This is a genomic window from Neolewinella aquimaris (assembly GCF_014197245.1).
GTDB classification, from domain to species: Bacteria; Bacteroidota; Bacteroidia; order Chitinophagales; family Saprospiraceae; genus Neolewinella; species Neolewinella aquimaris.
In genome coordinates, this window is the sequence record NZ_JACIFF010000002.1 from 78,551 (window position 1) to 91,736 (window position 13,186).

At 57.7% G+C, this 13,186-nt stretch carries 8 protein-coding genes and 2 tRNA genes; all 10 read left to right on the forward strand.

Features of this window, described 5'->3' with window-relative positions:
- Window positions 1–37 precede the first annotated feature (37 nt).
- The 10 genes from GGR28_RS04885 (at window position 38) to GGR28_RS04930 (ending at window position 12,793) form a co-directional block, all read left to right on the forward strand.
- Complete coding sequence (locus tag GGR28_RS04885; RefSeq protein WP_183494622.1) at window positions 38–1,012, forward strand: YpdA family putative bacillithiol disulfide reductase; 975 nt, start codon at window positions 38–40, stop codon at window positions 1,010–1,012.
- 45 nt (window positions 1,013–1,057) lie between these two features.
- Window positions 1,058–2,422, forward strand: coding sequence for a dihydrolipoyl dehydrogenase family protein (locus GGR28_RS04890; RefSeq protein WP_183494623.1), 1,365 nt, complete (start codon window positions 1,058–1,060; stop codon window positions 2,420–2,422).
- A 5-nt stretch (window positions 2,423–2,427) separates the two neighbouring features.
- Window positions 2,428–4,083, forward strand: a complete 1,656-nt coding sequence (locus GGR28_RS04895) for a DNA polymerase/3'-5' exonuclease PolX (RefSeq protein WP_183494624.1) — start codon at window positions 2,428–2,430, stop codon at window positions 4,081–4,083.
- A 226-nt stretch (window positions 4,084–4,309) separates the two neighbouring features.
- Window positions 4,310–7,300, forward strand: coding sequence for a SusC/RagA family TonB-linked outer membrane protein (locus GGR28_RS04900; protein ID WP_183494625.1), 2,991 nt, complete (start codon window positions 4,310–4,312; stop codon window positions 7,298–7,300).
- 24 nt (window positions 7,301–7,324) lie between these two features.
- The gene (locus GGR28_RS04905) at window positions 7,325–8,662 is read left to right on the forward strand and encodes a RagB/SusD family nutrient uptake outer membrane protein (RefSeq protein WP_183494626.1); all 1,338 of its coding nucleotides are present in this window, start codon (window positions 7,325–7,327) and stop codon (window positions 8,660–8,662) included.
- A 366-nt stretch (window positions 8,663–9,028) separates the two neighbouring features.
- On the forward strand, window positions 9,029–9,565 hold the full coding sequence (locus tag GGR28_RS04910) for an NADPH-dependent FMN reductase (protein WP_183494627.1): 537 nt from the start codon (window positions 9,029–9,031) through the stop codon (window positions 9,563–9,565).
- Window positions 9,566–9,595: 30 nt separating this feature from the next.
- Window positions 9,596–12,181, forward strand: a complete 2,586-nt coding sequence (gene topA / locus GGR28_RS04915) for a type I DNA topoisomerase (RefSeq protein WP_183494628.1) — start codon at window positions 9,596–9,598, stop codon at window positions 12,179–12,181.
- A 35-nt stretch (window positions 12,182–12,216) separates the two neighbouring features.
- A complete protein-coding gene (locus tag GGR28_RS04920; RefSeq protein ID WP_183494629.1) occupies window positions 12,217–12,549 on the forward strand; it encodes a DUF3467 domain-containing protein in 333 nt (110 codons plus the stop codon).
- A gap of 76 nt (window positions 12,550–12,625) precedes the next feature.
- A tRNA-Val gene (locus GGR28_RS04925) sits at window positions 12,626–12,700 on the forward strand.
- Window positions 12,701–12,716: 16 nt separating this feature from the next.
- Window positions 12,717–12,793: transfer RNA gene (locus tag GGR28_RS04930), tRNA-Pro, on the forward strand.
- Window positions 12,794–13,186 lie beyond the last annotated feature (393 nt).

Sequence of the window (13,186 nt, forward strand, 5' to 3'; positions counted from 1 at the left end):
TCACCTGCGATCCGCACCGGCTTCCACCTAAGTTGTTATGTACGACCTCATCATCATCGGCGGCGGCCCTTCCGGCATCAATGCCGCCATCAGCGCCAAACGTGCCGGCCTGGAGTACCTCATCATCGAGAAGGGGGTGATCGCGAACAGCCTGTTCCACTTCCCCATCAACATGACCTTCTTCAGCACTTCGCTGAAACTCGAAATACAGAATACCCCCTTCATCAGCCACCTCGACAAGCCCACCCGCACCGAGGCGCTGGAGTATTACCGCCGGCTGATCCAGCACTTCGACCTGCAAATCAAGCTGTACGAAACCGTGGAGAGTATGGACCAACTAGTGGACGGGGGGTACCGGGTGCATACCGACAAGGGCGACTACGCCACCCGCAACGTGGTAGTGGCAACGGGCTTTTACGACACGCCCCGTAGCATGGAGGTTCCCGGCGAGGACCTGCCCAAGGTGCTCCACTACTACAACGATCCCCACGCTTACATCGGACAACGCGTGCTGGTGGTGGGAGCGGCGAATTCAGCCTGCGACGCCGCCCTGGAGTGTTACCGCAAGGGAGCCAAAGTGACCATGGCCGTGCGCGGAAACGAGATCAACGACCGCGTGAAGTACTGGATCAAACCCGACATTGAAAACCGCATTAAGGAAGGCAGCATTACCGCCTACTTTAATACTACGGTAAGGGAGATCCGCGCCACTGAGGTCGTGCTCGACACCCCCGACGGTCCCATCACCCTGCCGAACGACTTCATGCTGGCCATGACCGGCTACGAACCGAACTACGCCCTCTTCGAGCGGCTCGGCCTACCCGTGGAGCCTACCGATGCCTGCAAACCGGTCTTCGACCCCGATACGTTGGAAACAATCCTACCGGGGGTGTACATGGCGGGCGTGGCGTGCGCCGGCAAGCAAACCAGCAAACTTTTTATTGAAAACACCCGGGACCACGGGGACATCATCGTGGAGGGTATCACCAAGCGCACCGCTTCAGCCCATTAATTTGGGCGGGAACGCAGGTGCAGTGCATACGTAAATTAGCAAAGAATGTCAACTAAGGAGTACGATGTAATCGTTGTCGGAGCCGGCAATGCAGGGCAATCCGTAGCCACTGCCGCGGCGGAAGCGGGAAAATCGGTCGCCATCACCGAAGGCCGCGACTACGGCGGCACCTGTCCGCTCCGGGGGTGCGATCCGAAACTCGTACTCCACGCTGTCGCGGAAACCGTCCACCGGTTCCACAACCTACGGGGCAAGGGCTTTACCGACGAGCCGGGCTTCTCCTGGCCCGACCTGATGGCCTGGAAGCGAACCTTCACCGAACCCATTCCGCCCAAGAGTCAGGAAAAAATGCGGGAGAACGGCGTAGAGGTATACGAGAGCTACGCCACCTTTACCGACGACCACACCCTCCGGCTCGAGGACGACCTTAGCATCCGGGGTAAGACCATCGTCCTGGCTACCGGAATGCGCCCGACGCCCCTCGATTTTCCCGGCAGCGAGCACCTGCTTACCAGCGACGACTTCCTCGACATGGATGACCTGCCGGAAGAGATGATCGTCATCGGCGGCGGCTACATCGGTACCGAAACCTCCCAGATCAGCCACGCGCTGGGTTGCCGGGTAACCGTGATCGTCAGCGATGAGGTGCCCCTCAGCAAGTTTGACCACGACCTGGCCGATATGCTACGGAAGGCATCCGAGGAAAGGGGCATCAAGTTTCACCTCAACAGCAAGGCCGGAGCCGTGCGCAAGGTCGGAAACCGCTTCGAGGTGGACATCGAAAATAAGGAAGGGCAAAAGTCCACCCTAACCACCGACCGGGTGATCCACTGCGCGGGGCGCGTCCCGAACATCGACAAGCTCGATCTGGAAGCCGCCGGCGTGAAGTACGACAAGAAAAAAGGCATCGCCGTGGACGGCAAGCTGCGGACGAATCTGCCTCACGTATACGCCCTGGGCGACTGCGCCGACAGTGGCCTTCCCCTCTCCCCGGTAGCCAGTTATGCCGGGAGCGTGCTGAGTGATATGCTGTTCGACGATCGGGAACGGGAGATATCCTACTTCCCCCTGCCCACTGTCGCCTTCTCCCTGCCCGGCATGGCGGCCGTGGGCATGACGGCCGACGAGGCAAAAGAAGCCCGGAAGGAAGGACGCGAGATTACCGAACGCTTCGCCGATGCAACGGACTGGTACCACGCCCGTCACCTCGGTAGCCCGGTGTTTGCCTATAAAATATTCATCGATGAGAAGGAAGACCGGATTCTCGGTGCCCACCTGCTCGGTCCGAACGTCACGGAACTGATCAACCTGTTCTACCTCGCCATCAGCGAAAAAACCCGTATTTCCGCGCTGAAGCAGCTGATTTTTGCCTATCCTACGGCCGCCTCCACCCTCAAATCGATGCTTTAAGGCCTATGACCAACCCCGAAATCGCCCGTCACTTTCGCGAACTGGGTAAGCTGATGGAACTGCACGGAGACAATCCGTTCAAGATCCGCTCCTACACCAATGCCTACAACAAACTGCGCAAGGACGAGCGCGATCTGGCGGGGATGTCCGAAGCGGAATTGCAGAAGCTGGAGGGCGTAGGCAAGGCCATCGCCGGCAAGATCCACGAACTGGCCACCACGGGGAAGATGGAAACGCTGGAAAAGTGGCGGGAAAAAACCCCCGAGGGCGTCCGTGAAATGCTGCACATTAGCGGCTTTGGCCCCAAAAAAGTGAAGGCAGTCTGGGACGGACTGGGGGTTACCACCGTGGGCCAGCTGCTCTACGCCATCAACGAAAACCGGCTTATCGAGCTAAAGGGCTTCGGACTTAAAACTCAGGAAAGCCTCAAGCAGAAACTGGAATTTCTGCAACGCAGCCGCGGCCGCTTCCTCTACCCCACGATGGCTTTGGCCGCGACGGCCCTGTTGGAACAGCTTCGGAATATCTTCCCTGACGAACGCTTTGAGCCGACGGGTGAGTTGCGGCGCTGTGGTCCTACCCTATCCGCCTTGCACTTGCTGACGACCCTTGCGCCCGCGCGTGCCGCCCAAATTCCCGGCCTACAGGTGCGCGAAGCGACGGACGACCGGACGGTGGCCGAAGTGGATGAGATACCCGTAATTCTACAGCACTGTAGCCCGGAAAATTTTGGGAGCAAGCAGTTTCGGTACACGGGGAGCAAAGATTTTTTGCGCTCCTTCGTAGCGCGGTTTCCCGGCCTAGATTTTTCGGGCCTGCCCGACGAAAGTGAGGTTTTTGCGCGGGCGCAGGTGCAGTGGATCCCACCGGAAATGCGGGAGGGTGAATGGGCGATCGATCTGGCCCGGGAGAATTCCCTGCCGGTGTTGATCGAGGAGAGCGACGTGCGTGGGGTGGTACACAGTCACTCTACGTATAGCGACGGCATACACAGCGTACGCGAGATGGCCCTGGCGGCCCGGGAGCGCGGCTACGAGTACCTGGTGATGAGCGACCACTCCCAGGCGGCCTTCTACGCCAACGGACTGAAGGAAGATCGCGTAAGGGAACAGTGGAAAGAGGTCGACGCCCTAAACCGGGAGCTGGCCCCCTTCCGTATACTGAAGAGTATCGAATGCGATATTCTGAGCGACGGTAGCCTGGATTACGACGACGAACTGCGAAAGGGGTTCGACCTGATCATTGCTTCCGTTCACAGTACCCTTAATATGGATGAGGAGCGGGCCACCGAGCGACTGCTGGCGGCGATCCGGAATCCGGACACCGATATTCTCGGCCACCCGACCGGGCGACTGCTGCTGAGCCGGGAGGGTTACCCGATCGATCACCGGCGGGTGATCGACGCCTGTGCCGAACACCGGGTGGCGATCGAGTTGAACGCCAATCCGTACCGGCTTGACCTCGACTGGTCGTGGATCCCCTACGCCGTTGAACGCGGCGTGCTGATCAGCATCAACCCCGATGCGCACGCCACCGGGGGCATCGACGACATCCGTTTCGGCGTGCTGGCGGCACGTAAGGGGGGGCTTACGGCGGCAAATTGCCTCAACGCTTATGGTTGCCAGGAAATGCTGGCTAAACTTGGTCGTTTGCCGTCATAATCTTCGGATGGTGCCGTAGACTCGATTGATCTGCCTATATTTGCGCCCCGGTCGTTGTTCCGACAATTATCTTCTCTATCCGTAAGTGCGGGCAGCGAAAAGATGGCCAATTCAGTTTTAGGGGAAATCGAAGACAGAATAATCAACTAGTAGACCAATTTTTCGCCCTTTCGGATGTCGAACCCGGTCCACCAAATCACCAACTTTTTTTTCAACAATCCATAGTATGAAGTCATTTAAACTTATTGTTTGGGTGCTGCTCCTTGGGAGTTTTAGCGCCCTGCAGGCCCAGCAGGCCATCACCGGTACGGTGGTGGATGAGAGTGGGGTCGGCCTCATTGGTGCCACCATTCTGGTGGACAATACCACCACCGGAACGGTCACCGATATCGACGGCAACTTCGAACTCGAAACGCCCGCGGGTGCAACGGGACTGACCGTATCCTATACCGGTTTCACCACCCAGCGCGTGCGCCTGACCGTCGGTCAGACCGTCTATGACATCGTTCTGGCGGAAGACGGCATCGGCCTCGACGAGGTTGTGGTAGTAGGTTATTCTCCCGTACGCCGGAAGGATCTCACCGGCGCCGTGAGCTCCATTAGCACCAAAGATGTGAATGCCGAAGCCGGTGCAACCGTACAGGGTGCCCTGCGTCAGGCTGCCGGTGTAGTCGTACAGCAGAGCAACGGTGCCCCGGGTGCCGGCTACAATATCCGCGTCCGCGGGGTAACCTCCATCAACGCCTCCAACGAGCCGCTTTTCGTAGTTGACGGTGTTCCGGTCATCTCCGGCGACTTCTCCCAGCAGGGTGTAGGCGGCCAGGGAACCAACGCCCTCGCCGACATCAACCCCGCCGACATCGAATCGATGGAAGTACTTAAGGACGCCTCGACTACCGCTATTTACGGTAGCCGCGCCGCCAACGGTGTAGTTCTGATCACCACCAAGTCGGGAAAATCCGGCAAAACGAAAATCAACTTCAACTCGTCTTACGGCTTCAACGAACTGCCCAATACGATTGACGTAGTGGACGGTGCGACGTACAACGATTACCTAGGGGAGCTCTTCGGACGTACTGCCAATTTTTTTGGAATGGATTCGACCGTCAGCAGCAACTGGCAGGACCTGATCTTCGCCAGCAACCCCCTCACCAGCCAGCAGCTGAGCATCAGCGGCGGTGACGTGAAGACCAAGTTTTACGGCTCACTCGGCTACGACGACAACCAGGGTGCCCTGAACGGCACGCGCTTTAAGCGCTACAGCGGTCGCCTCAACCTCGACCACACGGCTTCCGACAAGCTCGCGCTGAACATGAACCTCGGGTACACCAACTCGGACAACAAACGTATCCAGGGCGACAACAACATTTACGGTGCGGTTTCCGCGGCCATCCTGCTGCCCCCCACCGTTCCTGTCCGCAATGAGGATGGAACGTACGGTTCCGCCTTCGGTCTGGAGAACCCCGTAGCTGCTACCGAAGTGTACGACAACCACGCTCAGACCAACCGCATCATCGGTAACGCTTCTGCCACCTTCTTCCCCATCGACGCCATCGCGCTGAAGGCTAAGTTGGGCGTTGACAACGTCAACTACCGCGAGAATGTATTCGAGCCCAGCAGCCTGCAGTCGACCTCACAGGGTCAGATCGTAGAGAGCAGCAACGTACGTACCCGAATCATCAGCGAGTACACCGCCACCTACAACGGAAGCGTCGGTGCGTTCAAGCTGAACTCCACCGTAGGAGCTATTTTCCAGCGCGACGACGTTCGCCGCAACTACTTCGAGACCAACGACCTGCCGAGCGACAACTTCCCCAGTGCGGACGCCGCGGCTTCCCCCGCGACCGTCTCTGGTGACAAGTTTGGAAGTACGCTGCAGTCGTACATCGGTACTGTAAACGTTAACAACGGTGGCCTCTACGTTACCGCCTCCTTCCGCGCCGACGGTTCGAGCCGTTTCGTCAACAACCGCTGGGGTTACTTCCCCGGTATCGCAGCCGGATACGACCTGGCTTCTTCCGAGAAGGTAGGACCCTTCGAACAGCTGAAGCTTCGTGCCAGCTACGGACAGACCGGTAACAACAACATCGGTGATTTCCAGACCCGCCCCCTCTTTGCCGGTGGTGCCTCTTACCTGACCACCCCCGGTATCTCCCAGTCGCAGCTCGGTAACCCCGACCTCGTATGGGAAACCACGACCCAGTTCAACGCCGGACTCGACATCGCACTGCTGACCAACCGCATCGGTGCCTCCTTCGATTTCTACGTAAAGAATACCGATGACCTGATCCTGAACCGCCCCATCCCGACTACTTCCGGATTCGGTACCGTCGTTTCCAACGTCGGTAGTATGCGGAACACCGGTGTGGAAGCTTCGTTGACCTTCGTGAACGTGCAGCAGCCCGACTTCACCTGGAATACCACCCTGACCGGTGCCTTCAACAAAAACGAAGTGACCGCGCTGTTCGACGATCAGCCCCAGGACTTTGGTTTTGCTACCCGCCTTGCGGTAGGTCAGCCCGTTGGTTCCTTCTTCGGACTGGTAACCGATGGTATTTACCAGAACCAGGCCGAGATCGATGCTGATAATGCCCTGAACGACGACCGCGACTACATCGTTGGTGCGGGTCCTGGTGACTTCCGTTTTGTAGATCAAAACGACGATGGTATTATCAACGACGATGACCGCACCTTCATCGGTCAGGCACTGCCCGACTTTACCGGTGGAGTAAACAATAAGCTAGCTTACAAAGGTCTTGAACTTGATTTCTTCTTCCAGTTCAGCTTCGGCAATGATGTCTACAACAACAACCTTGGCTTCGCGGAAGGCCTGAACTCCGTCTTCGCTCCTACTGTCCGCTCCTACGAGGGCGCATGGCGCATGGAAGGCGACGGTGATGATTTTCCCCGGATCGTCGGTGGTGCTCCTTCCGACAACAACCGTCAGGACTCCGATCGTTACGTCGAAGACGGATCGTTCGTTCGTCTGAAGACGGCCACCCTGGCGTACAACCTGCCCCGCTCGGTCCTTGACCCCGCCGGAATCGACCGCCTGCGCATCTTCGTATCGGGAACCAACCTGGTTACCTGGACCGATTACAGCTGGTTCGACCCCGAGGTCAACGCCTTTGGCGACAGCAACGTAGCGCTCGGCACCGACTTCCTGACGCTGCCTATTTCACGTACCGTCGAGTTCGGTATCAACCTGGGATTCTAAGCCACCCCCCAAAAAATGAAAATCATGATTAAGCAACTATTTCGCATAACCTCGGGAGTGGCTCTCGCCGCCCTGACCCTGGGTTGTGACACTTTCTCTCTGGACGCAGTTCAACCCATTGACTCCGTTCCCCTTAACCTGGCCGTCACCGACGCAAAATCCGCCGGCGCCGCCCGTGCCGGTGTGTACGATGAGTTGCAGGATGCAACCCTGACCTTCGACGGGTACATAGCTTCCTACACCTACTTCAGTGACGACAGCGACTGGACGGGTACCTTCCCGACCCGCGCGCAGTTCGACAACTACAACGTGCTCCCTTCAAACAGTACGATGGCTGCCGTTTGGGCTGATTACTACGACGTCATCAATACGGCCAACAACCTGCTGGACGTACTGCCCGGTGTAGAGGACGCCTCCCTTACCGATGCTACCCGCAACAGCCTGCTTGCCGAAGCTCGCTTCGGACGTGCCATCGCCTATTTCCACCTCGTTACGGGATGGGGAGGTGTACCGATCGTCCTGACTCCTACCGTAGGTGTTGGTGAGGAACTGAATGTTCCTGCCTCCAGTGAGGCCGACGTCTACAGCCAGGTCATCCAGGACGCACAGTTTGCCGCCGACAACCTTGGCGCAGGCACCCTGGGTATGAATCCGGAAGCCGCTAACGCACTGCTGGCCCGCGTGGCCATGATGCAGGGTCGTTACGAGGATGCCGGACGCTTTGCCACCCTGGCAATCGGTGCTGACTATGACCTGACCGCCGTTCCTTACCTGGAAGATGAGATCTTCTACCTGAATTTCAGCTCCACCGACGGACAGAGCAACGCTTTCTTCTTCGGTGCCAGCGGCGTTGGCGCGAGCCGTTACTCCATCGCACCGAGCCAGGCCCTGGACGATGCTTACGAAGAGGGTGACGAACGTCGCGACCTCTCCATTGCTTTCACCGATGACGGTGTTCGTTATGGTATCAAGTACAATGATTTCGCCGCTGCCGCCGGTTCGCAGGATGATCCAATCTACTTCTTCCGTGCCGCCGAGCAGGTGCTGATCCTCGCCGAGGTAGCCGCCCGCAGTGGTGACTTCGACACGGCCGACAAGTGGATCAACCAGGTGCGCAACCGCGCCGGACTCGACGACATCGAACTCGACGACAGCAACTTCGAAGACGCGATCCTACAGGAACGCTTTGTCGAACTGGCTATGGAGGGTGGATTCCGTCTCTGGGACCTGCGTCGCACCGGACGTGCCGTAGAAAAGCTTGGAGCCGACGGCTACGATCCCTGTGACTCGGTATGGCCTTTCCCCCAGGACAATATCGACACCAATACCGCACTGCAGCAAAACGGTTGCTGTAACTGCTAATCCGGTCCTAGATCCGGTACTCAACGCCCCGCTTCCTCACTGGAAGCGGGGCGTTTTATTTACATTTATTTTATGGGCATACGTCAACGGCAGGCTGTACTAACTCTAGCCGGAGTACTGGCGGTTGCCCTTCTGGTGTACGGAATGGCTAAGAGTGAGATCGATCACGAAAATATAATCGGTAGCCACGGCAGCGGCTATATTGCGAGCTACCAGATATCCACCGCCCTCCCTTTAGGAATTTTCGGGTTGGTTGTCGTAGCGTTGGCCTACCGGTTTGGTTCGGCTCGGGGCTGAGTTGTCACTGCTCCCGCGCTCCCGCCCCAAAATTCGTTGTACGTTTGTGGGCCCCTAAAGCCACACCATATGATCACCGTCATCTCCGGAACTAACCGACCCGACAGTCGTACGCTGCTCTTCGCGACTCACTTTGCCGAAGCGCTCCGGGAAATGGGCCAGGAAGTGCAGTTGCTGGACATGCAGGAACTGCACCACGGGTACTTCGCGGGAGAGATGTACGATCCACTCGCCAACGACGAGCAGTTGGTGGAATGGCAGCGCCGCTACATCGAACCGGCCAGTAAGTTTGCCGTATTTGTTCCTGAATACAACGGCAGTTATCCGGGCGTAGTGAAATTATTTATTGATGGCATTTCGGTGATCGACTATGCCGGCAACTTTTCCGGGAAGTACGTGGCACTGGTGGGCGTGTCCTCCGGGCGGGCGGGCAACCTGCGCGGAATCGATCACCTGGCCGACGTTTTTTCCCACATGGGTGCGTGGGTACTGCCCAACCGACTGCCCCTGTCGAGCGTAGAAGGTCTGCTGACGGACGACAAGTTGACCGACGAGGAAACTAAAAGGACGCTTAAACTGCACGCCGAACAACTTATTGCCGCCTAGAATCGTAACCACAGAGGAACTTAAGCACCTATGACGAAGCATTTACTCATCGTTGAGTCCCCCGCCAAAGCGAAAACAATTGAAAAGATCCTGGGGAAGGAATACACGGTAAAATCCTCCTTCGGACACATCCGCGACCTGGACAAGGGCGACGGAGCCGTCGATGTCGACCGCGATTTTGCCACTAAGTACGTCGTCTCGCCCGAGAAGCGCAAGGTGGTCAAAGACCTTAAGGCCGCCGTAAGCAAAGTAGATACCGTCTGGCTCGCAACGGACGAAGACCGCGAAGGGGAAGCCATTAGCTGGCACCTGTGCGAAGTGCTGAAACTGCCGGTAGACTCCACGAAGCGCATCGTATTTCGGGAGATCACCCCGCCGGCCATCAAAGCAGCCATTAACAACCCACGTACCGTCGACGTCAACCTGGTCAACGCCCAGCAGGCCCGCCGGGTACTGGACCGCCTGGTCGGCTACGAACTTTCCGGGGTACTCTGGAAAAAAGTCAAATTCGGTCTTAGCGCCGGCCGCGTACAGTCGGTGACCGTAAAACTGGTCGTCGAGCGGGAACGCGAGATCATGAACTTCGAGGCGTCGCCCTTCTTCCGGGTCAATGCCATTTTTACGGTGCGCAACGAACAGGGTAAGGAAGTAGACCTGAAGGCCGAAAGTCCCGATCGCTTCAGCGACCGCCAGGGAGCGGAGGCTTTCCTGAAGCGGTGCATCGGTGCCGAATTCAGCATCAGCGATATCGAGGTCAAGCCCGCCAAGCGCAAGCCGGCCCCGCCCTTCACCACCTCCACCCTGCAGCAGGAAGCCAGCCGCAAGCTCTACATGAACGTGGAGCGTACCATGCGGGTAGCCCAGCGCCTGTACGAAGCCGGTCTGATCACCTACATGCGTACCGACAGCATCAGCTTGTCGGAAACCGCCCTGCAGGCCATCGAAGCCGAAGTAACCAAGGAATACGGCGCGAAGTACAGCAAAGTACGCCGCTTCAAGAGCAAGAAAAAGGATGCCCAGGAGGCCCACGAGGCCATCCGGCCGAGTTACGTCGACCGCCATACCATCAACCAGGGTGACCGCGACGAGCAGCGGCTCTACGAACTCATCTGGAAGCGTACCGTAGCCAGTCAGATGGCGGACGCCGAGTTGGAGAAAACGACCGTCAACATTGCCATCGACAAGGCACCGGACGCCCGGCTACGTGCCCAGGGCGAAGTGCTTAAGTTCGACGGATTCCTCAAGCTGTATATCGAGAGCGACGACGACGACGAAGAGGACGAAACCACCGAGGGAATCCTGCCCCCACTCACGAAGGGACAGATCCTGCCCCTGAGCGAGATGACGGCCATTCAGCGGTTTACCCGCCCGCCCGTCCGCTACACCGAGGCTTCGCTGGTGAAGAAATTGGAGGAGCTGGGCATCGGTCGCCCGTCCACTTACGCACCGACGGTATCCAAAATTATGGACCCGAAACGGGGATACGTAACCCGGGAAAACCGGGATGGGGAGGAACGCAGCTACGACGTGCTGACCCTAAAGGAGGGCTCCATTACCGCCGAGAAGAAGACCGAGGTGACAGGAACGGTAAAGAACCGCCTATTCGCCAGCGATATCGGCATGGCGGTGAGCGACTTCCTCGACGAGCACTTCGAGGATGTGATGACCTACGCGTTCACGGCGGAGATCGAAGACAAATTCGACGAAGTAGCGGACGGCAAGGTAACCTGGACGCAGATGCTACAGGACTTCTACCACCCCTTCCACGAAACCGTAGAAGAAACTACCGAGAGTGCCGACCGGGTGACGGGTGAGCGTATTCTCGGCGTCGACCCACTGACGAAAAAGACCGTACTGGTCCGACTCAGTCGCAACGGCCCGGTTATCCAGTTGGGTGCCCCCGACGAACTGGTCCCCGAAGAAAAACCCCGCTACGCCAACCTGCCGGCTAACACCAGCATGGAGGAGATCGATCTGGAAACCGCCCTACCCCTCTTCGACCTGCCCAAAGTACTGGGCGAAATCGAGGGAAAAGAAACCGTAGTGGGTATCGGCCGCTTCGGACCCTACGTACGGTGGGGGGAAACCTTTATCAGTCTGCCCAAGGGCGGAGATCCCCACAGCGTGACCATGAAGGACGCCCGGGAACTGGTGACCGAGAAGAAGAAGGCGGATGCGCCGGTCATGACCTACAAGGGTCAGGATGTTACCCAGGGTGCGGGCCGCTTCGGTCCCTTCCTGAAGTGGAACGGCATGTTCATCAACATTCCCAAGCGCTACGATCACGAAAACCTGAGCAAGGACGATATGATCGAGCTCATTCAGGCGAAGGAGGAGAAGGAAGCCAATCGCTACATCCAACGCTTCGAGGCGGAAAAGATCGACATCGAGCAGGGACGCTGGGGCCCCTTCATTCGTTTCAAGAAGAAATCGCTGAAACTCCCGACGGTGGAGGGAAAGAAGATGAGCCGCGAACAGGCCGCCGAGCTCTCCCTGGAGGAAGTCAAGGCCATCGTGGAGGAGCAGGTGCCAAATGCCTTTAAGACCAAGGCGAAAAAGGCCCCGGCGAAGAAGAAAGCGCCCGCCAAGAAGAAAGCGGCGGCGAAGAAGAAATAGCGGACCGCTCCGACGGACGCGCCAACTACATCGAGATGTCAGACGACAAAAAGAAACAAGCGCAGCAGAACCAACTCAGCATCGACCTGCCGGAAGATATTGCCGAGGGGGTGTATTCCAACCTGGCTATAATCACCCACTCCAGCTCGGAGTTCGTGGTGGACTTTGTCCGGATCGTACCCAACGCGCCGAAGGCAAAGGTAAAGAGCCGGGTGATCCTCACCCCGGAGCACGCCAAGCGTCTGCTGGCCGCCCTGGCCGACAACGTGCAGAAGTACGAGCGGCAGTTCGGGGTGATCAACCACAGCACGGGGGGAAACGGACCGCAATTTCCGCCGACGAGTTTCACCCCAACGGCCCAGGCCTAAGAAGGTGGAAAATATGCGCCCAGAACTTTTGCGCTACAGACCGTAGTTGTATATTTGCAGCCGCTTAGATAGTGACGGTCGATTAGCTCAGTTGGTTTAGAGCGTTGCATTGACATTGCAGAGGTCACTGGTTCGAATCCAGTATCGACCACCGTTAAAGAAGTATTCGGGATGTGGCGCAGCCCGGTAGCGCACACGCCTGGGGGGCGTGGGGCCGCTGGTTCGAATCCAGTCATCCCGACCACACCCATAAAGGTCAGCCTGCTTGCAGGCTGGCCTTTCGTGGTTTAACCAGCAGTAGTGTCCGGAATTCTTCAAACAGCATTTCGCACAAATTACTTACTGCTAAAGGGTTATACATTTTTAAGCGTCCGAACGGCGACGATTCTGTCGGAACAAAGTGGTGAAAACTGTCCTTTTTTCTTTCAAATTCAGGCCGCATCTTTGTAGTATCATTAAGCGAATTACCGCAAGCAGCCCGCCGCAAATCACTTTTCCGACGAGCAGCTTCCGCACCAGCATACGATTTTGACTATCCGTAACCCATTAAAATGTCAACACGTATGATTGAGGATGAAATGATTTGAGCGACACACCCAACCCGAACAACGCTCAGTGGGCGAAGCGGCATTTAGCC